At 69.2% G+C, this 20,777-nt stretch carries 21 protein-coding genes and 1 tRNA gene; 10 read left to right on the forward strand and 12 right to left on the reverse strand.

The window, feature by feature from the left end:
* Window positions 1-176: 176 nt before the first annotated feature.
* A complete protein-coding gene (locus H4W80_RS39380; protein WP_192789708.1) occupies window positions 177-803 on the forward strand; it encodes a hypothetical protein in 627 nt (208 codons plus the stop codon).
* Between the two features lie 253 nt (window positions 804-1,056).
* Here the strand turns inward: H4W80_RS39380 and H4W80_RS64740 are convergent, their stop codons facing one another.
* The 3 genes from H4W80_RS64740 to H4W80_RS39395 all read right to left on the reverse strand — a co-directional run bounded on the left by H4W80_RS64740 (window position 1,057) and on the right by H4W80_RS39395 (window position 2,665).
* Window positions 1,057-1,803, reverse strand: coding sequence for a hypothetical protein (locus tag H4W80_RS64740; RefSeq protein ID WP_192789709.1), 747 nt, complete (start codon window positions 1,801-1,803; stop codon window positions 1,057-1,059).
* A 186-nt stretch (window positions 1,804-1,989) separates the two neighbouring features.
* On the reverse strand, window positions 1,990-2,358 hold the full coding sequence (locus H4W80_RS39390; protein WP_192789710.1) for a hypothetical protein: 369 nt from the start codon (window positions 2,356-2,358) through the stop codon (window positions 1,990-1,992).
* A gap of 103 nt (window positions 2,359-2,461) precedes the next feature.
* The gene (locus H4W80_RS39395; protein ID WP_192789711.1) at window positions 2,462-2,665 is read right to left on the reverse strand and encodes a hypothetical protein; all 204 of its coding nucleotides are present in this window, start codon (window positions 2,663-2,665) and stop codon (window positions 2,462-2,464) included.
* Window positions 2,666-2,808: 143 nt separating this feature from the next.
* Here H4W80_RS39395 and H4W80_RS39400 point away from each other — a divergent pair, with 143 nt between their 5' ends.
* Window positions 2,809-3,513 carry a CPBP family intramembrane glutamic endopeptidase gene (locus H4W80_RS39400; protein WP_225963903.1) on the forward strand — a complete coding sequence of 235 codons (705 nt, stop codon included), beginning with the start codon at window positions 2,809-2,811 and terminating at the stop codon, window positions 3,511-3,513.
* Between the two features lie 197 nt (window positions 3,514-3,710).
* Here H4W80_RS39400 and H4W80_RS39405 read toward each other — a convergent pair whose 3' ends face one another.
* Together H4W80_RS39405 and H4W80_RS39410 are read right to left on the reverse strand one after the other, a co-directional pair.
* Window positions 3,711-4,454, reverse strand: a complete 744-nt coding sequence (locus tag H4W80_RS39405; protein ID WP_192789712.1) for a helix-turn-helix domain-containing protein — start codon at window positions 4,452-4,454, stop codon at window positions 3,711-3,713.
* A 253-nt stretch (window positions 4,455-4,707) separates the two neighbouring features.
* Window positions 4,708-4,778, reverse strand: a tRNA-Gly gene (locus H4W80_RS39410).
* Window positions 4,779-4,877: 99 nt separating this feature from the next.
* On the opposite strand from H4W80_RS39410, the gene dcd reads away from it, so the two are divergent.
* The 3 genes from dcd to H4W80_RS39425 all read left to right on the forward strand — a co-directional run bounded on the left by dcd (window position 4,878) and on the right by H4W80_RS39425 (window position 7,251).
* Window positions 4,878-5,453, forward strand: a complete 576-nt coding sequence (gene dcd, locus H4W80_RS39415) for a dCTP deaminase (RefSeq protein ID WP_318787641.1) — start codon at window positions 4,878-4,880, stop codon at window positions 5,451-5,453.
* A 167-nt stretch (window positions 5,454-5,620) separates the two neighbouring features.
* A complete protein-coding gene (locus tag H4W80_RS39420) occupies window positions 5,621-6,238 on the forward strand; it encodes a DUF47 domain-containing protein (protein WP_043625094.1) in 618 nt (205 codons plus the stop codon).
* An 8-nt stretch (window positions 6,239-6,246) separates the two neighbouring features.
* Window positions 6,247-7,251: an inorganic phosphate transporter gene (locus H4W80_RS39425; protein WP_192789714.1), complete on the forward strand. Its 1,005-nt coding sequence runs from the start codon at window positions 6,247-6,249 to the stop codon at window positions 7,249-7,251.
* Here the strand turns inward: H4W80_RS39425 and mshD are convergent.
* Window positions 7,226-8,164, reverse strand: a complete 939-nt coding sequence (gene mshD, locus H4W80_RS39430) for a mycothiol synthase (protein WP_318787268.1) — start codon at window positions 8,162-8,164, stop codon at window positions 7,226-7,228. The two genes, H4W80_RS39425 and mshD, sit on opposite strands and share 26 nt — an antisense overlap.
* A gap of 162 nt (window positions 8,165-8,326) precedes the next feature.
* On the opposite strand from mshD, the gene H4W80_RS39435 reads away from it, so the two are divergent.
* The gene (locus H4W80_RS39435; RefSeq protein ID WP_192789716.1) at window positions 8,327-10,114 is read left to right on the forward strand and encodes a bifunctional metallophosphatase/5'-nucleotidase; all 1,788 of its coding nucleotides are present in this window, start codon (window positions 8,327-8,329) and stop codon (window positions 10,112-10,114) included.
* 308 nt (window positions 10,115-10,422) lie between these two features.
* On the opposite strand, the gene H4W80_RS39440 is transcribed toward H4W80_RS39435, so the two are convergent.
* Window positions 10,423-10,728 carry a nucleoside triphosphate pyrophosphohydrolase family protein gene (locus H4W80_RS39440; protein ID WP_192789717.1) on the reverse strand — a complete coding sequence of 102 codons (306 nt, stop codon included), beginning with the start codon at window positions 10,726-10,728 and terminating at the stop codon, window positions 10,423-10,425.
* A 30-nt stretch (window positions 10,729-10,758) separates the two neighbouring features.
* Window positions 10,759-12,069: a sensor histidine kinase gene (locus tag H4W80_RS39445; RefSeq protein WP_192789718.1), complete on the reverse strand. Its 1,311-nt coding sequence runs from the start codon at window positions 12,067-12,069 to the stop codon at window positions 10,759-10,761.
* A gap of 217 nt (window positions 12,070-12,286) precedes the next feature.
* On the opposite strand from H4W80_RS39445, the gene H4W80_RS39450 reads away from it, so the two are divergent.
* Both H4W80_RS39450 and H4W80_RS39455 read left to right on the forward strand, forming a co-directional pair.
* Window positions 12,287-13,264, forward strand: coding sequence for an NAD-dependent epimerase/dehydratase family protein (locus H4W80_RS39450; RefSeq protein ID WP_192789719.1), 978 nt, complete (start codon window positions 12,287-12,289; stop codon window positions 13,262-13,264).
* A 166-nt stretch (window positions 13,265-13,430) separates the two neighbouring features.
* A complete protein-coding gene (locus tag H4W80_RS39455) occupies window positions 13,431-13,772 on the forward strand; it encodes a hypothetical protein (RefSeq protein WP_192789720.1) in 342 nt (113 codons plus the stop codon).
* A gap of 85 nt (window positions 13,773-13,857) precedes the next feature.
* On the opposite strand, the gene H4W80_RS39460 is transcribed toward H4W80_RS39455, so the two are convergent.
* From H4W80_RS39460 to H4W80_RS39470, 3 genes are all read right to left on the reverse strand, one after another.
* Complete coding sequence (locus H4W80_RS39460) at window positions 13,858-15,510, reverse strand: FAD-binding dehydrogenase (RefSeq protein WP_192789721.1); 1,653 nt, start codon at window positions 15,508-15,510, stop codon at window positions 13,858-13,860.
* Window positions 15,511-15,764: 254 nt separating this feature from the next.
* Window positions 15,765-16,097, reverse strand: a complete 333-nt coding sequence (locus H4W80_RS39465) for a hypothetical protein (RefSeq protein ID WP_192789722.1) — start codon at window positions 16,095-16,097, stop codon at window positions 15,765-15,767.
* 195 nt (window positions 16,098-16,292) lie between these two features.
* Window positions 16,293-16,835: a hypothetical protein gene (locus tag H4W80_RS39470; protein WP_192789723.1), complete on the reverse strand. Its 543-nt coding sequence runs from the start codon at window positions 16,833-16,835 to the stop codon at window positions 16,293-16,295.
* A 221-nt stretch (window positions 16,836-17,056) separates the two neighbouring features.
* On the opposite strand from H4W80_RS39470, the gene H4W80_RS39475 reads away from it, so the two are divergent.
* Together H4W80_RS39475 and H4W80_RS39480 are read left to right on the forward strand one after the other, a co-directional pair.
* Window positions 17,057-18,277 (forward strand): MFS transporter, encoded by a 1,221-nt coding sequence (locus H4W80_RS39475; RefSeq protein WP_192789724.1) that lies wholly within the window; start codon window positions 17,057-17,059, stop codon window positions 18,275-18,277.
* An 87-nt stretch (window positions 18,278-18,364) separates the two neighbouring features.
* Window positions 18,365-18,976 (forward strand): hypothetical protein, encoded by a 612-nt coding sequence (locus H4W80_RS39480; RefSeq protein ID WP_192789725.1) that lies wholly within the window; start codon window positions 18,365-18,367, stop codon window positions 18,974-18,976.
* Between the two features lie 161 nt (window positions 18,977-19,137).
* Here H4W80_RS39480 and H4W80_RS39485 read toward each other — a convergent pair whose 3' ends face one another.
* Window positions 19,138-20,634 (reverse strand): M28 family peptidase, encoded by a 1,497-nt coding sequence (locus H4W80_RS39485; RefSeq protein ID WP_192789726.1) that lies wholly within the window; start codon window positions 20,632-20,634, stop codon window positions 19,138-19,140.
* Window positions 20,635-20,777: the final 143 nt, after the last annotated feature.

Raw genomic sequence — 20,777 nt, forward strand, 5'->3', positions numbered from 1 at the left:
CGACTCTCCGTGGATCGCCGTCCGAACGGGCACGCAGCGGGCACGGCCCGGCGGCCTGCACGAACTCCACTCGCTCTGCTCGGGCATCTACCTCACTCATCTACGGCCCTACCGGCGAGTGACTCGCGATCACAAAGGGTTGGACAGCGCCTCCGCATGGACAAGAAGATCTCGGCATGGGAACCGACATCCACGGATTCATCGAGTGCCGCACATGGACTCCCGGTCTCGATGTCGGCGAGACCGCTTGGTGCGCGGCTATCTCGCTGAAGATGTTGGTTGGCAGAGACTACGAGGCCTTCGATTGTCTCTTCGGGGTTCGCAGCTCAGGCCACTGGCGACCGATAGCGGCCGATCGCGGGCTCCCCCGGGATGCGTCGGAGAGCACCAAAGCGGGTTTGGCGGAATGGGGGAAAGCCGCCTTCGGTGTCACGTGGTTGAACTGGGATGAGGTCACCGCGATCGACTGGGATGAACCCGCCCTTCATCCGACCAACATAGCCCAGTACCGGCAGCTTCCAGATCAAAGCCTGGAACTCGTTTACCGCTCGGTATGGAGCCGCAGATTCGCTCGGGTAAGTGGCGTGGATACCTTGACGGTCGACCCTTATCAGGTTGCTGTGCTGTGGGATGAAGGCACCGAGTGGAGGGACAGAGACACCGTCTTCCGTGTTGAGCGTGCCACGCGCCGTCGTGCTGTACCGCCTGACAGCCTCTGGCATGGAGTATGGGCAGTCATGCGTACGCTCGCGCATGTTCACGGAGACGATGCTGTCCGCTTGGTGGCCTGGTTCGAGGAGTAGACGATCCGGCATGCCGAACAGCACTTTTCGTGTGTGGAGCGGGTGACGGGAATCGAACCCGCGCTGTCAGCTTGGGAAGTGCATCGAGCACGGCAGGTGAGACGGCTGAGCTGGGGGTTCGACTGGTCGTGAGTGACCGTGGTTGCCCCCTCGTCACCCTGTCTAATTGCACGCTAATTGCACGGCTGTCGCCCCGACTCCACCTCACAACATGGGCGGAACCTGTCAATTCGATCAAGGCAGTTAAGTTTGGCTAATTCTGTGTCGGCTTCTCTGTGGTGTCCTTCTGGTTCTCGTTCTTGGGCTTGTTGATCCACCCGGGACCAGACAGATCGGGCGGGGTGGGGGTGCCGCCGGTGGCGTGGCGTCCAGGGTGAGCGGCTTGAGCGGCGGCCAGGATGACGGCCCACCGATCGCGGACGGCGACAGCGCGGCCGTAGTGCACGTCAACCGGGCGGTGACAGCCGACCCCGGAGTGATGGTGCTCGTGGTTGTACCAGGCATAGAACTCCTGGCAGAACAGTCGGGCATCCTCGACGGAGCCGAAGCCGGGGAAGTCGGAACACCATCCAGCCGACGACGTAGCGGCTGTAGATGTCGATGATCGCGTAGCCCGGACCGCGGGGTTCGGTGATGTTCCAGGCCCACACGCGGTTGGGACGTCGGCTAACAGTTCGGGGACGGTCTTGGGTGGGTGGCGGGCCTGGGCGCGACGTTCGCGCACGCCGTCCTCGGCGCGCAGCAGCCGGTACATCGTGGAGATGCTGCACAGATAGACGCCCTCGTCCAGCAACGTCGCCCATACCCGCGGCGCCTTGTCAATGAACCGGTAGGAGTTGAGCGTCTCCAGCACCTCATGCCGCTCGGCGCGTGACAACGCGTCGGGCGGGGTGGGCCGCGGTGCGGGCGGGCCGGCCGGTCGAGGCCGGGGGTGCGCTGCCGAGTGCAGCGGCGCCCGGGAGATCCCGGTCAGCTCGCAGGCGTTCTTGGTGTTCGGCACCTGTTCCAGGCATCGAACGCCTCAGCGATCACTCGTTCGGCTTGCTCGGCCTCGGGGGCACGTCCGTGCTCTCGGACAGCAGTTCCAAGAGCTCGTGCTCTGATTCGAAAATCGGAGCCGCAGGAGCACGCGGCAGCGAACCCCGACCACTGATCAACGACCGTGGCTCAGCGGACGTTACTCGGTTCAGGCAACGGCGGCGCCCAGGGTGACCTGCTGGCCTGTGAGCTGTTCGAGCTGGCGCATGAGAGTGCGGGTTCTGCGGTCTTTGTTAAGGCGGGATTCGTAGAAGCCCGCGCCGAGGTCGTGAAAGTGGGCGTCGGGGTCGGATAGCGGATGCCATGCGATGGTGAGGACGGAGTTGCTGACGGCGACCAAAGCTCGGCGTTTTCCTCTTCGTTTGGCGATTCTGCGATATCGCGAGCCCAGGAAGGTGTCGGTGCGTGCGACACCGATGCCGACCTCGCCGAGGGCTCCGCTCAGCCAGGGGGAAGCCCCGTCTGCCGGTGGTGTGGTCGGTGCGGCGGCGTTTGATCTGGATGGCCTGGGCGGCATGGGGGAAGGGCAGGCCCGGGCGGACGGCGCAGATCTTCAGGCGGCGGATCTCGCGGTGGCCGTGCCCGGTCTCGTCGATGCGGTCGTTGAGGATGGCCTCGCGTCAGGGCAGAGCCTTGAGCCGGCGCAGCAGCGCGGACTGGTTGTCCGTGACGATGAACAGGTAGTGCCCTCCGGCCGCGACGATCTGCCGGGCGTGCTCGTGCTGGGTGTGCAGGGCGTCGGCGGTGCTGACCACGCTGGTGAGGTCGAGCCTGGACAGCAAGAGCGTGAACGCGGGGATCTCATTGCTTTTGGCTGCGACCACCAGCGGGCGCGAGACTGGGGCCGGAGTTCAGCCGCAAGCAGGCGCCAAGCACAGCAACGCCCATGCGGTCGATGTAAGCCCACTTCCATGGCGGGGACCGTCAGTTTGACCATGCCCTTAGGGCACGGATGAGACTCGTTGCCATGAACGCCGTGAATGAAGTCCCCATGAACCAGAGCCGCCGCACGCCCGCGCGGCCAGGCTGGCCCGAGCTCGGCGTCGCCGTGCTCGCGGCCGCGATCCTGTACGGGGTCGGGGCGACGATCGCCTACCTGCTGCCGGCCGGCTCCCCGGTCTCGCCCGGCCAGGCGAACTTCCTTGTCTCGGGCCTCGCGCCGCTCGGAGCGTTCGCCGTCGCCGTGCTCATCCGCATCCGCGACGTCCGCCCGTTCGGGATGCGGCGCGTTCATCCCGGTTGGCTGCTCGCGGCCATCGCGATCGGCCTCGCGTGCTTCGCGCTCAGCTGGCCGATCTCGGCGATCTTCGACCCGTTCTTCCCCGGGTCGGAGAGCCTCCAGGAGGGCTATCGCGACGCTGCGCGCGCGGGCGCGCTCTCCCTCGTGGTGACGATCGTGCTCGGCGGCCTGCTGACGCCCTTCGGCGAGGAGGTCCTGTTCCGCGGCGTGTTCGCGAGCTTCCTGTTCCGCTGGGGCACCTGGGTCGGCGTGATCGTGAGCGCGGCGGTCTTCGCCGTCGCGCACGGCGTCAACAGCATCATGCCGATCGCGTTCGTCGTCGGGCTCGGCGCCGGGCTGCTGTTCCGATTCTCCGGCTCGATCTGGCCGGCCGTGGTCATCCACGTCGTCCACAACAGTGCGGGCTTGCTGTACCAAGGCATCGGATACTGAGCCGTTCGACGAGCCTCCCCACGGTCGAGATCTCACGCATGAGTGCCGCGATCTTGTCGGGGACGGGGTCGATCGCCTCTTACCGCTGCGTGGCCGTACGCGGTCCTGGTGCGTTGATGGCACCGGCGAGCGCGACGATCACCGGCTGTAGGAGAAGGACGGGCACTCCACGTGAGCCTGGAGGGGCTTGAAGAGGTTCACGGTTCCCGCCGCCCTGGCGGCTCCGTCTCCTCGATCAGCGCTTGGGCGCGAGCGAGTGCCTTCAGCTGGGCGGTGTTGAACAGCTCGGCGAAAGCGGACCCGATCGCGGCCTCGGTGAAGCCCGGGCTGTGCGTCGCCGCGGCGCCGGGGTCCGCCATCCAGGGGAACCGGGCCTGGCTCCGCCGGATCGACTCGGCCAGATGGCGCGCGACGGCCTCGATCGTCGCGTCGTCGGTGTCCGCTGGGAGGTGGTAGAACTCGTCCTCGGCCTTGCCCTCGGTGACCTCTGTCATCAGCTGACGGAGGTCGTCGAGCGCGTCGTCCTTGAGTACCCCCGAGAACACGGTCAGCAAGGCTCGGTCCCGCTCCGACAGTCCTTCGGCGACCGGGCCGAACGGCACCGGGGTGTCCAGGGGGACCCGGTACTCGAGGATGACCGCCAACTCCGCGCGGATCCGTTGCAGGCGCTCGATCGTGCCTGCCAGTTCGGCGTCGAGCACGCGGATGGCTTCGTCGGGCTCCTCGTCCGCACTCCCCATCGCTCGGATCTGGGCGAGCGACAGTCCGAGCTCGGTCAGCCGCTTGATCTGAAGCAGCCGGACGAAGTGCGTCGTCTGATACTGCTTGTACCCGTTGGGCGCTCGGTCGGGCAGCTTGAGCAGCCCCATTCGGTGATAGTGCCGCACCGTCTTGACGGTGGTGCCGGCGAGGTCGGCGAGCTGTCGCGTGCTCCAGGCCATGCCCAGGTCCTCCTCTGATGTCGCGCCGGATCGTCCTGGATCGAGCCCAGCTCATGCCCCAGGGGCACGCTCAACCGCCGGGTCGTCGATCCTCGTTGCAAGATCAGACGACCATCATCATGCTCGTCGAAAACACAGGCGACCACGCTCGGCCAGATCTTTCCGGGGCAGGGAGGGCCTCAACCCCATACAACCCTAGAAACGATCAAAGCCAGGCGGGGAACCCATCCCTGGCCTGGCTTTTCATACTGAGAGCGGGTGACGGGAATCGAACCCGCGCTGTCAGCTTGGGAAGCTGATGTTCTGCCATTGAACTACACCCGCGTGCGACCCGAAGCCGCGTCCCCCACTGTAGCGGAAACTTGGCGTACAACAGCAATCCCAACCCCGCAGAGTTTCCGATCGGGCGGTAGGTTGCTCACCGTGCTGCTATCTGACCGTGACATCCTTGCCGAGATCGAAGTCGGCCGGCTCGGGCTTGATCCGTTCGACCGCGACATGATCCAGCCCTCCAGCATCGACGTACGGCTTGACCGGTTTTTTCGGGTGTTCGAGAACCACCGGTACCCGCACATCGACCCCTCGGTGGAGCAGCCGGATCTGACGCGGATGGTCGAGCCCGACGGTGATGAGCCGTTCATCCTGCATCCGGGGGAGTTCGTGCTGGCCTCCACCTATGAGGTGGTGACGCTGCCGGATGATCTGGCGTCGCGGCTGGAGGGGAAGAGTTCGCTGGGGCGGCTCGGGTTGCTGACGCATTCGACTGCGGGGTTCATCGACCCGGGGTTCAGCGGGCATGTGACGTTGGAGCTGTCGAACGTGGCCACCTTGCCGATCAAGCTGTGGCCGGGGATGAAGATCGGGCAGTTGTGCGTGTTCAGGCTCAGCTCGCCCGCCGAGCATCCGTACGGGTCCGAGAAGTATGGGTCGCGGTATCAGGGGCAGCGGGGGCCGACGCCGTCGAGGTCGTTCCGGGACTTCCATCGGACCAAGGTTTGATATCGGTCCCCCGGTAAGGTGACAAAAAAGACATCAAAGTACCCTCTGTCCCGGGTGTTGCACAACATACGCAGGGTAACCAGTAGGAGAAGGGGACATGAAGTTCGCATTTCGCCTGGTAGCCCGTACCCTTTCCACGGACCATCCCCGCACATCTGGAGAACGACGTGCGCCTGCGTCTCACGCCACGTGAGGACAGCTACTACGACCTGTTCGCAGACTCCGCGAACAACCTGGTCACCGCATCCCGTTTGCTGGTAGAGATCATTAGTGACGGATCGGACAGGGAGGCCCTGGCCGAGAAGATGCGTGCTTGCGAGCACGCCGGGGACGAACGCACCCATGCGATCATGAACCGGCTGAATGAGAGCTTTATCACTCCGTTCGACCGCGAGGACATCTATCGCCTCGCGTCCAACCTCGACGACGTGATGGACGCCATGGAGGCGGCCTCCGACCTCATCGTCCTCTACCAGCTCGACCACCTGCCGAAAGACGTGGTCAGGCAGGTCGAGGTGCTGGAGCGGGCCGCCGAGCTGACCGCCGAGGCGATGCCGCGGCTGCGGTCCATGAAGAACCTCAACGAGTACTGGATCGAGGTCAACCGCCTGGAGAACCAGGGTGACCAGGTCTACCGCAGGCTTCTGGCCAAGCTGTTCAGCGGTGAGTACGACGCGCTCACCGTCATGAAGATGAAGGAGGTCGTCGACGCCCTCGAAGAGGCGGCCGACGCCTTCGAGCACGTGGCCAACACCGTCGAGTCGATCGCGGTCAAGGAAAGCTAGGCCCAGTAGTGGACCTCACGCTCGCCCTCGTCATCGGCGTGGTCGTCATCTCTTTGGTATTCGACTACACCAACGGGTTCCATGACGCGGCGAACGCCATCGCAACCTCCGTCTCGACCCGGGCCCTGACCCCCAGGGCCGCGCTGTTCATGGCCGCGGCCATGAACTTCATCGGCGCCCACCTGGGCACCCAGGTCGCGCAGACGGTCGGCAAGGGGATCATCGACGCTCCGAACGGCCCCCACGGGCTGGTCGTCGTCGCCGCGGCGCTCATCGGCGCGATCTCCTGGAACCTGATCACGTGGTACTTCGGCCTGCCCTCCTCCTCCAGTCACGCGCTCATCGGCGGCCTGGTGGGCTCCGCCCTGGCCTCGGCCAGCGTGGTGCACTGGGACGGCGTGGTCGACAAGGTCGTCATCCCGATGGTGCTCTCGCCGCTGATCGGGTTCACCCTGGCGGCCTTGATCATGATCGCAATTTACTGGATCTTCCGCAACAGCCAGCCGGGCAAGACCAACCGCGGCTTCCGCTACGCGCAGACCGTCTCGGCCGCCGCCATGGCGCTCGGGCACGGGCTGCAGGACGCGCAGAAGACCATGGGTGTCATCTTCCTGGCGCTCACCGTCGGCGGGTTCGCCAACCCGTCCGACCCCATCCCGCAGTGGGTCATCCTGGCCGCCGCCGGGGCGATCTCACTGGGGACGTACGCGGGCGGCTGGCGCATCATGCGTACGCTCGGCCGGCGCATCATCGCGCTCGACCCGCCCCAGGGCTTCGCCGCGGAGTCGGCGGCGGCGACGGTCCTGTACGGGGCGGCCATCGGGTTCGGGGCGCCGATCTCCACCACGCACACGATCACCACGGCGATCATGGGTGTGGGGGCCACCAAGCGGCTCAGCGCCGTGCGGTGGGGGATCGCCGGGAACATCGTGACCGCGTGGATCCTGACCATCCCGGCCGCCGCCCTGGTGGCCGCCGTCTCCTACTTCATCCTTCACGCGATCGTGGAGTAGCCGCCTCCTCGGCGGGCGCGTACATCACGTCCACGTCCCAGCGGTTGAAGCCGAGGGACTCGTACAACCTGATCGCCGCCGTGTTGGCCTCGTCCACGTACAGCATCGCCTGGGCGAGGCCACGCGAGCGCAGGTGGCACAGCCCGGCCAGGGTCAGCGTCCGGCCCAGGCCGGTGCCCTGCTGCGTGGGGTCGACGCCCACGACGTAGACCTCTCCCAGGGGCTCGTGGCCGTGGGAGGAGGAGCCGTGGATCTTCGTCCAGTGGAAGCCGGCCAGCCGGTCGCCGCGGAAGGCCAGGAAGAACCCCTCAGGGTCGAACCAGGGCTCCTCCTCGCGGCGGATCAGGTCGTCCATCGTCCAGGCGCCCTGCTCGGGGTGGTGGGCGAAGGCGGCGGCGTTGACCTTGAGCCAGGCCTCCTCGTCCTGACCCGGTACGAACGTGCGCAGCACGACCCCGTCGGGCAGGGCGGAAGCCTCAAGAGGGGCGAAGAGGGAGCGGCGCATCTGCCAGAGCGAGCGCACCCGCTCGAAGCCGAACGTGGCCGCCAGCGCCCCGGCGCCCGCGTGGTCGCCGTGCGCCCACAGGCGCGGCCGCCCGTCCGCCAGCTCCACGACCGCGCTCAGCAGGCGCGCGCCGTGCCCTTGGCGGCGGTGGGCGGGGTGGATGACGAGCTCGGCGCTCGGCCCCTCGACCTCGTCCGTCGGGTCGATGTGGGCGTAGCCCACGAGCGTGCCGTCCGTCTCCAGGAGCAGGGACCGGGCCTGCGGATCGCCGCCGTAGCGGAGATGGAGCATCACGTGCTCGTTGAGCGGGCGGACGCCGTCGGCCTCCGTCGCCGCCTCCACCAGGTCGAGCACCGCGGCGACCTCGGTGTCGTCGAGCCGTTCCCTGATCTTCACATGCTCGCCCACAGGCCCTCCTTCGCTGTGAGCGATCACCTGGCGCCAATCCCATCCTTCGCTCACAGAACGAACTCTAGGCGTATGACTGGCAAATAACGCCATGTGACAACCTGACAAATCGTTACCTTTGCGACATTGGCTGCATAGGTTCCCGCCGTAACGTCTAGGGCCATGACGTCTCGTTCCTTCCTCCGGCTGGCGCTGGCCGGAGCCGTCGCCTCGGGTGCGGTCATGCTCGCCACGCTCCCGGCGGACGCGAGCAAAGCCCCTCGTACGGTGCCCGTACGGCTGCTCGCGCTCAACGACTTCCACGGCAACCTCGAACCCCCCACCGGATCCTCCGGCCGCATGGTGGACGAGAACGGCCAGACCGTGGACGCCGGTGGCGCCGCGTACGTCGCCACCCACATGAAGGCCCTGGCCGACAAGAACACCATCGCCGTGGCCCAGGGCGACCTCATCGGGGCGACGCCGCTGATCTCGGCGGCCTATCACGACGAGCCGTCGGTCGAGTTCATGGGCAAGCTGGGGCTCAAGGTGGCCGCGGTGGGCAACCACGAGTTCGACGAGGGCTACACCGAGCTGCGGCGCATCATGAAGGGCGGCTGCCACCCGGTGGACGGCTGCTCGCCCGCCGGGCCGTGGAAGGGCGCGCAGTTCGACTACGTGGGCGCGAACGTCCTGTTCAAGAACCGCAACGAGAAGACCGACGCGCTCGCCGCCCTCGGCGGCTCGAACTCGGCGCAGGTCAAGCAGGTCCTGTCGGACTGGGGCGTGCCCGCGCTGCCGCCGGTCAGCATCAAGTGGATGAACGGCGTGCCGATCGGCTTCATCGGCCTCGTCACGCAGACCACGCCGAACATCGTCACGGCCGAGGGCATCAAGGACCTCAAGTTCGTGGACGAGGTGAAGGCCGCGAACGTCGCCTCGAAGCTGCTCAAGCTCGTCGGGGTGAAGGCGCAGGTCGTCCTGGTGCACGAGGGTGACCAGGTGAACGCCGGCCAGTCGCCCGACGCCTGCAGCGCCGTCCCGGGGGCGGGCAACCGCATCGCCACGCAGGTGGACCCGGAGATCGACATCGTGCTCAGCGGGCACTCTCACCAGGCGTACCTGTGCAAGGTCAAGGACCCGGCGGGCAACGACCGCGTCTACTCGCAGGGCGGCTCGTTCGGGCGGGTCATCACGCAGGTGGACCTGAACGTGAACGTCAAGACGCGGGACATCGACCGCGCCTCGGTCGTCGCGGACAATCACGTCGTGACCCGCACAGTCACCCCGGATCCCGAAATTTCGGCGTTCGTGCAGACGTGGAAGGACCGCGTCGCCCCCGTCGCCAACAAGCCGGTCGGCAAGATCACCGCCGACATCACGAACACGGCCGCGCCGTCCGGCGAGTCCGCGCTCGGCGACCTCATCGCCGACGGCCAGCTGGCCGCCACGAAGACCGGCGGCAACGCCCAGATCGCCCTGATGAACCCGGGCGGGGTGCGGGCGTCCCTGACGTACACGACGTCCCCGGCGAACGAGGGCGACGGGGTCGTCACGTATGGCGAGGCGTTCACCGTGCAGCCGTTCAACAACCTCATGCAGGTCGTCACGCTCACGGGCGCCCAGCTCAAGACGGTGCTCGAGCAGCAGTTCACCGGCGGGCCCAACAACCAGCCGTTCACCAAGATCCTGCAGCCGTCGTCGAACCTCACCTACACCTACAGCCGGAGCGCCGCCTGGGGCTCCAAGGTGTCGGACATCAAGATCGACGGGGCGCCGGTGACGGACACACAGTCGATCCGGGTCGCCGCGAACAACTTCCTCGTGGGCGGCGGCGACGCCTTCGCCGCCTTCAAGGACGGCACCGACCTGTGGAGCGGGCCGCTGGACATCGACGCCTTCGTCGAGCAGCTCGGCAGGGACAACCCCATCGCCCCGCCGGCCACCAACCGGATCACCGTCGTCGACTGATCCCTGTTTCCCTCCGGCCCGCCCGTTTCCTCTCGGGCGGGCCGACCTTTTTTCGCGGGCCCGTTCTTCTCCACGGGTCCGTTCTTCTCCACGGGTCCGTTCTTCTCCACGGGCCCGTTCTTCTCCGCGCGGAGCGTTTCCCGCCGTACGTGGCGGGGCTTTTTCAGCTTGTACGGCAGAGCACGGGCGGCCCCACCCGCCGCACGTGGCGAGGGGCCTCCAGGGTGACGCCCGCTGACCCGCACGGGGCCGGCCGCCGTTACGGCGCCCCCATCAGCGCTTCCAGGCCAGCCACTTGCGCGCCCCCATCAGCGCTTCCAGGCCAGCCACTTGCGCGCCACCTCCGCCTCCAGGTCCACCCCGTGATGGTGGGCCATGAGAACCACGTGGCACAGCACGTCGGCCAGCTCCTCCCGGAAGCCCGCGTCCAGTTCGTCGGCCGTGCGCCCCTTGGTCCTGGCCCGGCCCGAGCGCATGAGGAACGCCTGGGTCAGCTCGCCGAGCTCCTCCTGGAGCTTGAGCAGGAACCAGGTGTCGTCACGCTCGATGCCGAGCTTGTCCGCGTACTGGCTGGAAATGGGTTCGATCTCGGCGGCGAGCTGGCGCAGATCCATGGGCGCGAGCCTACGGCAGAGCGCGACCGATCACGGCTCCCCGTAAAGGGGGAGCACGACGACGAAGCGGGCCCCGGGGAAGTGGTCGGCGAGGGTGAGGGTGCCGGAGTGGGCCATGGCGATGTCGCGGGACAGGGCCAGGCCGAGGCCGCTGCCGCCCTTGTCCTTGGCCCTGGCGGGGGCCAGGCGGGTGAAGCGTTCGAAGACCCGCTCCCTGTCCTGCGGCGGGATGCCGTCGCCGTCGTCGGTCACCGTGACGATCACCTTGTCGCCCTCTACCGCCACCTCCAGGTCGATCCGGGTGGCGGCGTGCCGGGTGGCGTTGTCGAGCAGGTTGGTCAGCAGGCGGTCGAGCTGTATGAAGGAACCGTGGACGGGCGCCGCGGCGCACACGTCGGGGATGATGGGCACCCGGTCGCCCTCGCGGCGGCGGACTTGGTCCATCGCCACGCGGGCCAGGTCCACCACGCGGCGCTCGCCGGCCGCGCCGGCGTCCAGCCGGGCCAGCATCAGCAGCTCGTCGATGATGCCGGCCAGGCGGTCGGCGGCGATCAGCGCCTGCTCGCCGGTGGCCCGCCAGTCCGTATCGTCCGGGTAGGCGTGGGCCACCTCCAGCTGGGTGCGCAGGGCCGAGATGGGGCTGCGCAGCTCGTGGGAGGCGTCGGCGACGAAGCGGCGCTGGGTCTCGGCGGAGCGTTCGAGGCGGTCGAGGGTGTCGTTGGTGGTGGTGGCCAGGTCGGTGATCTCGTCGCCGGTGTCGGGCACCGGCACGCGCCTGGTGAGGTCCTGACCGGTGATCTCGGCCAGTTCGGCACGGATGCGTTCGACGGGGCGCAACGCGGACCCGACCGTGATCCAGGTGATGCCCGCCACGCTCACCAGGACGAGCGGAGTGCCAATGAACACCAGGACATATATCCATCTGAGGGCCCGGTCCACGTCGGTCAGCGAGGACGCCCCGTAGACCGTCGCAGGGCCCTCAGGGGTCAGCACCGACATGGCCATGACGAGGTAGTGGGTCTCGGGCTCGTCGGGGCTGCGCGAACCGGTGCGCTCGGCGAAGCGGATGGTGTCGGGCCAGGTGGGCTTGAGGTCCGTCAGCCGCAGGCCCTGGGCCAGGCCGGGGCTGCTCGCGAGCATTCTGCCGTCCGTCGTGACCACCTGGAGGATGTGGACGCGGGACGGCGTCTCCAGCACCCGCGGCAGGCTCCCGGCACGCGCCTCGGCGGCGACCCGCCGTACGGCCAGCTCGACCCTCGCCTGGACCATGCCGCGCAGGTTTTCGGGGACGGTGGCGAGCGTGATGGCGGCGCTCGCGGTGAAGACCACGGCTGCTATCAAGGTCGCGACCGTGGTCAGCCGTGCGCGGATCGAGCGTGGAAACAGCCGTCTCACCATCCCATCCGGTCGCAACTGCGTCACTGTCTGTGACATTTACCCGCGCACGGCCCTCGCAACATGGCCGGTTGTGCGCCCGAGATGGGCTTTCGCTGGTGGCGATTCCGCTGAGGGCGTGCAGACCTACCGCGCCCGAACCCGGCGGGCCAGGGTGGATGCCATGAAGCTTTTGGTGCTGGGCGGCACGGAGTTCGTGGGGCGGGCGTTCGTGGACGAGGCGGTGGCGCTCGGCTGGGAGGTGACGACGTTCAACCGCGGCACCCACGAGCCGCGGGCCGGCGTGACGGCGTTACGCGGTGACCGCACGGCTCCCGGCGGTCTGGCGGCGCTGGAGCGCGGGGAGTGGGACGTGGTGGTCGACACCTGGTCCTGGGCGCGGGCCGCGGTCGGCGAGGCCGCCTCGCTCCTGGCCGACCGGGCCGGCCGTTACGTCTACGTGTCCAGCCGGTCGGTGTACGCACGGCCGGTGCCGTTCGGCGCGGACGAGAGCGCCCCGGTCGTGGCGGTGGCGGCGGACGACGGCGACGGCGACTACGCCAAGGACAAGGCGGGGGCGGAGCTCGCGGCGGTCGCGGCGTTCGGGGACAGGGCGCTGCTGGCTCGCGCGGGCCTGATCCTGGGCCCTTACGAGAACATCGGGCGCCTGCCCTGGTGGCTGAGCCGGATCGCCCGCGGCGGCCCGGTGCTCGCCCCGGAGCCGCGCGACCTCGGCCTGCAGTACATCGACGCCCGGGACGTGGCCGTCTGGTGCCTGGCGGCGGCCGAGCGCGGGCTCGGCGGGGCCTATGACGTGGTGAGCCCGCCGGCATTCGCGACGATGAGGCAGCTCCTGGAGACCTGCGTCAAGGTGACCGGATCGGACGCCGAGCTGCGCTGGGTGGCGGCCGAGCGGATCCTGGCGGCGGGCGTGCAACCGTGGACGGACCTGCCGATCTGGCTGATGGGCGAGGACTACGACTTCTTGCAGGGGGGCGACGTGTCCAAGGCGGTGGCGGCGGGCCTGCGGTGCCGTCCGCTGGAGGAGACGGTGGCCGATACGTGGGAGTGGCTGCGGAGCATCGGCGGCCGGCCCCCGATGCGCCCGGACCGGCCGAGCGTCGGCCTCGCCCCGGAGGTGGAGGCGCGGCTGCTGAGCTGAGGGTGTCCGGGAAATGGTGACGGCCACCCCGGCCCTCTCCGCGGGCTCTCGTCAGAGAACGGAGAAAGGCTCGTGATGGCCGCGGGCAACAGTCTGCCGTCCGGGGGTGGCCGCCGCAGGCAATTCCGACAAATGCTCTCGACTTCCCGCAAGCCATCATGTCGTTATGGGTACGTGGGTCTACATACGCGGCTGGCTGGAGTTCTCCGGTCAACGGGCCGAGGTTGAGCGGATCATCCGGCAGGGCGAGCCGGAGGGCTGGGCCTTCCCCGAAGGGGGCTGGCTCGATGCCGCCTGCTACGCGCGTGCCGTGCGCGAGAGCCACGCCGGCGAGGTTCTCGCGCTGATCCGCCGGATCGCCGCCCTGCCGCCCGACGCGGACGGTGACTGCGTCTGCGGTCTCTTCCTCGTGTTCCACGAGGTCGAGGGGCAGCAGGAGTGGCAGGTCCGCGACGGCGGCGTCCTCGTCGGCCGGGCCTCGCCGCGCCACGACTACCTGTGGAAATAGGGTCAGCGTGCCTTGCCGCGCCACGACTGCCTGTGGAAATAGGGTCAGCGTGCCTTGCCGCGCCACGACTGCCTGTGGAGATAGGTCAGCGTGCCGCGGCGCGGCCGGCCTGGCGGCCGGAGAAGAGGCAGCCGCCGAGGAAGGTGCCTTCGAGGGCGTTGTAGCCGTGGACGCCGCCACCCCCGAAGCCCGCGATCTCACCCGCCGCGAACAGGCCGTCCACGGGCTCGCCGTCCGGCCCCAGGGCGCGGGAGTCGAGGTCGGTCTGGATGCCGCCGAGCGTCTTGCGCGTGAGCACGTGGAGCATGACCCCGATCAGCGGCCCGGCGGCGGGATCGAGGATCCGGTGCGGGGCGACGGTCCGGCCCAGCTTGTCGCCGAGATAGCGGCGGGCGTTGCGGATGCCCTGGACCTGGGAGTCCTTGCTGAACGGGTTGGCCACCTGCAGGTCGCGGGCCTCGATCTGGCGGCGCACGAGGTCGGCGTCGAGCAGGGGTTCGAGCGTCAGCTGGTTCATCTTGGCGACCAGTTCGTCCAAGGTGCCGGCCACGACGAAGTCGGCGCCGTTGCGCTTGAACGCCTCCACCGGGGCCGGGGCGCCCTTCCCGAGGAGGCGCTCCCGGAGGAACGCCTTGCGGTCGTTGCCGGTGATGTCGGGGTTCTGTTCGGAGCCCGACAGGGCGAACTCCTTCTCGATGATCTTCTGGGTGAGCACGAACCAGGAGTGGTCGTGGCCGGTGCCGCGCAGGTGGCGCAGGGTGCTCAGCGTGTCGTAGCCGGGCAGGCAGGGGTCGGGCAACCGCCGCCCCAGCGCGTCGAACCACATCGAGGAGGGACCGGGCAGGATCCGGATGCCGTGACCCGGCCAGATCGGGTCCCAGTTGCGCAGGCCCTCCGTGTAGTGCCACATGCGGTCGCGGTTGACCAGCCGTACCCCGGCCTCGGAGCTGATGTCGAGCATCCGGCCGTCCACGTACGCCGGCACGCCCGTGACCATGCTCTCCGGCGCGTTGCCCATCCGCTCCGGCCAGTAGCGGCGCACCAGGTCGTGGTTGCCGCCGATGCCGCCGCTGGTGATGATCACCGCCGGCGCCGTCAGCTCGAACTCGCCGATCCTGTCGCGGTTGGAGGCCACCCCTCGCGGCGAGTCGTCCTCGGCCAGCAGCGTGCCCCGCACGCCCTGTACGGCGCCGCCGCTGACGATCAGCTCGTCCACCTGGTGGCGGTGGTGGAAGGTGACCAGCCCGCTGTCGGCCGCCTGCCGGACCATGCGGACGAACGGCTTCAGCACCCCCGGCCCCGTCCCCCAGGTGACGTGGAAGCGCGGCACGGAGTTGCCGTGCCCGTCCGCGCGCAGGTCGCCCCGCTCCGCCCAGCCGACCGTGGGCAGGAACTTGATGCCCAGCCCGTCCAGCCAGGCCCGCTTCTCCCCGGCGGCGAACTCGACGTAGGCCCGCGCCCACCGCACGGCCCAGGAGTCCTCGTCGTCCAGGCGGTCGAACTGGGCGCTGCCCTGCCAGTCGTTCCAGGCCAGCTCGAAGGAGTCCTTCACACCCATCCGCCGCTGCTGCGGGGAGTCGACGAGGAACAGCCCCCCGAACGACCAGAAGGCCTGGCCGCCCAGGTTGGCGGCGTTCTCCTGGTCGAGCACGGCGACCTTCTTGCCCCGGGAGGTCAGTTCGCAGGTCGCCACCAGACCGGCCAGCCCGGCCCCGACGACGATGACGTCAGCGTTCATGCGCCGATGATTCCACCTGATCAGCGTCCACCATAAGCCGCCCAGGCCCTGATTTCGGGCAGGTGCCGCGGTCGGTCGGGCAGCCGGGCGCGCGGCGGGTGCCCCAATCGGTCAGGCAGCCGGGCCCGCGGGTGCCCCGGTCGGTCGGGCGGCGGGGCGCGGCGAGTGCCCCAGTCGGTCAGGCGGCAGGGCCCGGCCGCCGTCGCGGGGCTGCTGCCGGACGGCGGCCGGGCCCTGTCGCCGCGGCCGGAGACTCAGGTCTTTCTTCTGCTCGCCGCTCCCCCTTTGGCGGGGCTGCGCGTCGAAGTCATGCCGCTGGTCGGACCGGGAGACAGATGGTGCTCCAGGGACTTCATGATCTCGGGTGCCAGGACCTCTGCCAGTGCCGGCGCGAGGGCGTCCGCCAGCGCGGACGACAACACCTGCGTGAGCAGGAGCCGTTCCATCGGCGACGCCTTCGACGCCGTACGCGAGGTCGACGACAGGGCCGATTCGATCAGGCTCGCCATGGGATCCCCGCCCCGGGTACGGGCCTTGGTGGTCTGGCCGGACTCGCTGAGGATGTCGCGGATGAGGTCGTCGATCATGGACTCCAGAGGGTTGTGCTCGGATGAGTTACCGGTTTGCTCCGGCGCCATGAGGTGCTCCTTTACGGTCGGTGTGAGCCGTCTCCCGATTTCCCCTTGCCGGGAAACCAGGAGACGGCGTTCTTCCTTGCGGGCCGGCGGGCGCGGTGATCGGGCGCGGTGATTCGGCGCGGTGGTCGGGCGGCTGTCGGGCGGTTATCGGGACGCAAGGGCGGCCAGCATCAGCGGGTGCTCGATGCCGGTCTCTTCGCCTTCCGCGCGGCGGCGCATGAGCGCGGCGAGCAGGAGGGGGTGCTCGATGATGTTCATCCCGCTCTCCCTGCGGCGGCGCATGAGCATCGCCAGCATCAGCGGGTGCTCGATGCCGGTCTCTTCGCCTTCCGCGCGGCGGCGCATGAGCATGGCGAGCAGGAGGGGGTGCTCGATCATGCTCGTGCCGCTCTCCTTGCGGCGGCGCATCAGCATGGCGAGGAGGAGCGGGTGCTCGATGCCCATCTCGGTGCCTTCCTCGCGGCGGCGCATGAGCATGGCGAGCAGGAGGGGATGCTCGATCATGCTCATGCCGCCTTCCTTGCGGTGGCGCATGAGCATCGCCATCAGCAGCGGGTGCTCGATGCCCATCTCGGTGCCCTCCTCGCGGCGGGCCGCGAGTGCGGCGAACATCAGCGACTCGAACGCCTCCCGCTCTTCGGTGCCGCGCTGCTCGGAGGTCTCGGTACGCTCTGCGGTCGTGGTCATCTGACTCCCTTTCAGGCCTGGTGGTGTTGCCGGAGATGCATGCGACCGATACCCGCGAGCGATAGGCCCCATTCGCCCGGAGAGCGTGTCGCACGGTTCCTGACCTGGCCTTTTACGTGGATCGCCGCAGCGCTCACCCGGGTGCTAGGACCATCGGCGTAGAACGTCTAGGGCGTGCGGCCGATCCGGTACGGCTCTCGCGCGTGCTGATACTCCTGCTCATGTCGATCACCTCCGCGCAGCGCCAGTCCGGCGTGCGGCCGTTTCTCGTCGGGATGTTCGTGGACGCCCTGGGCAGCGGCCTGTATTACCCGCTCACCTTGCTGTTCCTCCACAGGGTCACGGGCCTGCCCATGACCGTGGTCGGGCTGGGGGTGACGGCCGCGGCCGCGGTGGGGCTGGCCGCCAATCCGGTGGCCGGCGTGCTCATCGACCGGTTCGACGCACGGCGGGTGCTGATCGGTACGTACGTGCTGCGCGGGCTGGGCTTCGCCGCGTACCCGTTCGTGGACGGCTTCGCCGCGCTGATCGTGGTCGCGGCGGTGGTCGCGTTCGGGGATCGGGCCTACTATCCCGCCTCCGGTGGCTACATCTCGGTCCTGGCCGCGGGCGCGGACCGGGACCGGCTGTACGCGCTGATGTCGACCGCCAGGAACGTCGCGTTCGGCCTGGGCGGGCTGCTGTCGGCGGGGGTGGTGTCGCTGGGCGGCACGACCGGCTTCGTGATCATCGCCTCGGTCAACGCGGCCAGCTTCGCGGTGGCCACCGGCTGTCTGGTCCTGTCGGGGCGGCGCGCACCGGTGGAGCCGGCGCCTTCGGAGCGGGGCGGGTACCGGCGGGTGCTGGCGGATCGGCCGTTCCTCGGGCTGGTGGCGGCCGAGCAGGCGTTCACGCTGACGCGCCTGGTCCTACCTGTCGCGCTGCCGGTGTACGCCGTCACCGTGCTCGGCGCCCCCGACTGGTTGCTGGGCCTGCTGTACACGCTCAACACGATCCTGGTGGCCGTGGGCCAGCTCGCGGTCCGGCGACGGCAGCGCGCCGCCCGCCGTACCCACGCCATGGCCCTCGGCGGGGCGGTCCTGATCGTGTCGTGCGTCGCGTACGCCGCGGCGGCCGCGTTTCCCCCGGGACCCCCGCGCGTCATCGCCCTGGTGACGGCCACCCTCGTCTTCACGGGGGGCGAGCTGATGCACGCCACCCCGTCCTGGGCCCTGGCCGCGGCGACGGCACCGCCCGCCCTGCGCGGCCGTTACCTCGCCATCCACCAGCAGACCTGGGCCATCGGCAACGTCGTCGCCCCGGCCGCCTTCTCGGCCCTGCTGGGCGCCGCGCCCGTGCTGCTGTGGGGCACCCTCACCGTCCTGCTCGCGCTGGCGAGCCTCACCCTCCTGCGCCTCTCCCGCCGCCTCCCGCCCGACGCCGTCGCCGCACCGGGCGCCTGACGTGGCCGCCTCGGGTTGACCTTGACGCGACGTCAACGTGTCTAATCAGGGGCGACCGGCCCGAGAGAGCTGAAAGTGAGGGGACCGATGGTCAGAGCCGCGCTGCGGATCGTGCTGTTCGAGCTGAAAGGACTGCTGGCCATCGGGCAGTGGATCATCAGGCGTCGTGATGGCGTGCCGGACGGGGCGACCGTCGTGACATACACGAAGGCGCAGACGTTCATGCTGTCGCTGATGCTGTTCGCGATGGCGGTCGAGACCGTGGTGGTCGATCTGCTGCTGGTCGCGCTCGACGTGCCGGCGTGGCTGCGGTTCGCGGTGCTGATCGCCGACGTGTACGGGCTGCTGTTCGGGGTCATGCTGGCCGCCGCCTGCGCCACGAGGCCGCACGTCATCACCCCGGACGAGTTGCGCATCCGGTTCGGCGTGTATTTCGACGTACGCGTACCGGTCGAGCGGATCGTCGCCGTGCGGGCCAGTCGCAACTACAACGAGAGCGGCATGGTCATCGTCAAGGACGGGCGGCTCAGCGTGGCGGTCTCGTCGCAGACGAACGTGACGGTGGAGCTGAGCGAGCCGGTGGCCTTCGTGCGGCCGTTCGGCAGCCGGGGGGAGGCCACGTCCATCCGGTTCTTCGCCGATGAGCCGGAGAAGGTCGTGGCGGCGCTGCGTACGGACCGGACCGCCGAGGCCGCCTGATCCGCCGGCGTCGCGGACCGGTTCCGGTGCGGTCCGGCCCGCGAGGGAGCTGAAGGCCGGGCCGCGGGGCCCGGCCCGCGAGAGAGCTGAAGGCCGGGCCGTGGAGCCCGGCAGGCGAGGGGGGCAGGGCCGGGCCGTCGCGGCCCGGCCCTTCGTGCGGGTTAGCGGGTGATCTTGACGTCGTCCACGCCGGCCTCCACCAGGGAGGCGCCCGAGGCGTCGGCGGCGTCGATGAGGATGCGGACCGTCTGGCCCGCGAACGCGTTCAGGCTGGCCGTGGCCGTGGTCCAGGCGCCGTCGCGGTTGGTGGCGGCGCCCGCCTGGTTCAGGACCGTGGTGGTGGTGCTGCCGACCACGCGGACCCGGAAGTAGTCGGCGCTGGAGGCGTTCGAGCCGTGCGCCAGGTACCACGAGAACGACAGGTTCAGCGGACCCGTGGACGGGAGCGTGATCGGGGGCGACTGGATCGAGGAGACGCCGCCGTCGAGGTCGTAGTCACCGGCGGCCGAGCCCGCCAGGCGGCCCGTGACCAGGTCGTTCGTGCCGCTGACCGTGGTGCCGAGCTGCTTGGCGCCGCTGGAGGTGGTGGCCTCGGGGTCGCCGCGCTCCCACTGTCCGGTGGTGGCGGTGTCGGTGCTCGACGGGTTGACCGTCCAGCCGTTGGCCGTCTCGAACGTGTCCTGCCAGACCACCACGGGCGGTACGGCGGTGGCGATCGTCCACACCGAGTACGCGATCGCGTCGGCGTTCCGGTCGAGCGCGGTGTCGTTGATGTTGGAAGTGGTGTCGCACGAGCGGTGGTAGCAGGCGTCGAACGCCTGACCGGCGGTGCCGCCCCACAGCGTGGCCTGGGCCGAGCTCTTGATGCCCTCCGCGCCCGTGAACGTGCCGCCCGCCGGGATGCCGACCGCGATGAACGGGCCGTAGTCGGAGCGGCCGTCGAAGTCGGTGCCCCGGGTCGGCACGCCGATCGACGTGAAGTAGTCCTGGATGACCTTCTCCAGCTCCGCGGATCCGGTCGGGCCGGGACCGGAGCCGGTGCCGTCCGAGTTGTCGCCGTCGTACACGAAGTATCCGGGGTTCGGGGAGCCGACCATGTCGAAGTTCAGGTACCCCTTGATCCGTGCGCGGTCCGCGGCCGCCAGGTTGTTCACGTAGAACTGCGACCCGCGCAGCCCCAGCTCCTCCGCGCCCCACCAGGCGAAGCGCAGGTGCTTGGCCGGCTGGAGAGCCTGGCGCGACACTTCGAGCGCGGTCTCCAGGATGGACGCGCTGCCCGAGCCGTTGTCGTTGATGCCGGGACCGGCGGTGACGCTGTCGAGGTGCGCGCCGACCATGAGGATGTCGTTGGGGTCCCCGCCGGGCCAGTCGGCGATGACGTTGTAGCCGGTGGCGCCGTTGTAGGTGAACGACTGGAGCGTGGTGGTGAAGCCTGCGGCGTCCAGCTGGCCGCGTACGTAGTTCGCGGAGGCCAGGTAGCCCGGGCGGCCGTGTGCGCGGTTGCCGCCGTTGGCGGTGGCGATGGACTGGAGCTGGGTGAGGTGGGCCTTGACGTTGGTGAGGGAGATGTCCGGGGCTGCTGCGGCCTGCGCCGGCACGGCCGTCAGGGCGGTGATGGCCAGGGATAACGCTGTTGCCGCGACGATGATCGATCGCATTGCGGCGCCTCCATCCGAGGTCGAGGGTGGGAGATCCCGAGATGGTGCTCGTTGGAACCGGTGGTGCTCGTTGGAACCGGTGGTGCTCATTGGAACCGGTGGTGCCGTGGTGCCGTGGTGCGAAGGTGTCGAGGTGGTGCCGT

Origin of the sequence: Nonomuraea angiospora (genome assembly GCF_014873145.1) — a bacterium.
In the GTDB taxonomy this organism is placed as follows: Bacteria; Actinomycetota; Actinomycetes; order Streptosporangiales; family Streptosporangiaceae; genus Nonomuraea; species Nonomuraea angiospora.

What these genes read in the sequence shown, in the direction of transcription:
- H4W80_RS39380 (WP_192789708.1), top strand. Translation starts at nt 177, where the DNA reads ATGGGAACCGACATCCACGGATTCATCGAGTGCCGCACATGGACTCCC.
- H4W80_RS39390 (WP_192789710.1), bottom strand. Translation starts at nt 2,358, where the DNA reads ATGCCGCCCAGGCCATCCAGATCAAACGCCGCCGCACCGACCACACCA.
- H4W80_RS39400 (WP_225963903.1), top strand. Translation starts at nt 2,809, where the DNA reads ATGAACGCCGTGAATGAAGTCCCCATGAACCAGAGCCGCCGCACGCCC.
- H4W80_RS39405 (WP_192789712.1), bottom strand. Translation starts at nt 4,454, where the DNA reads ATGGCCTGGAGCACGCGACAGCTCGCCGACCTCGCCGGCACCACCGTC.
- H4W80_RS39435 (WP_192789716.1), top strand. Translation starts at nt 8,327, where the DNA reads ATGACGTCTCGTTCCTTCCTCCGGCTGGCGCTGGCCGGAGCCGTCGCC.
- H4W80_RS39440 (WP_192789717.1), bottom strand. Translation starts at nt 10,728, where the DNA reads ATGGATCTGCGCCAGCTCGCCGCCGAGATCGAACCCATTTCCAGCCAG.
- H4W80_RS39450 (WP_192789719.1), top strand. Translation starts at nt 12,287, where the DNA reads ATGAAGCTTTTGGTGCTGGGCGGCACGGAGTTCGTGGGGCGGGCGTTC.
- H4W80_RS39455 (WP_192789720.1), top strand. Translation starts at nt 13,431, where the DNA reads ATGGGTACGTGGGTCTACATACGCGGCTGGCTGGAGTTCTCCGGTCAA.
- H4W80_RS39460 (WP_192789721.1), bottom strand. Translation starts at nt 15,510, where the DNA reads ATGAACGCTGACGTCATCGTCGTCGGGGCCGGGCTGGCCGGTCTGGTG.
- H4W80_RS39465 (WP_192789722.1), bottom strand. Translation starts at nt 16,097, where the DNA reads ATGATCGACGACCTCATCCGCGACATCCTCAGCGAGTCCGGCCAGACC.
- H4W80_RS39470 (WP_192789723.1), bottom strand. Translation starts at nt 16,835, where the DNA reads ATGACCACGACCGCAGAGCGTACCGAGACCTCCGAGCAGCGCGGCACC.
- H4W80_RS39475 (WP_192789724.1), top strand. Translation starts at nt 17,057, where the DNA reads ATGTCGATCACCTCCGCGCAGCGCCAGTCCGGCGTGCGGCCGTTTCTC.
- H4W80_RS39480 (WP_192789725.1), top strand. Translation starts at nt 18,365, where the DNA reads ATGGTCAGAGCCGCGCTGCGGATCGTGCTGTTCGAGCTGAAAGGACTG.
- H4W80_RS39485 (WP_192789726.1), bottom strand. Translation starts at nt 20,634, where the DNA reads ATGCGATCGATCATCGTCGCGGCAACAGCGTTATCCCTGGCCATCACC.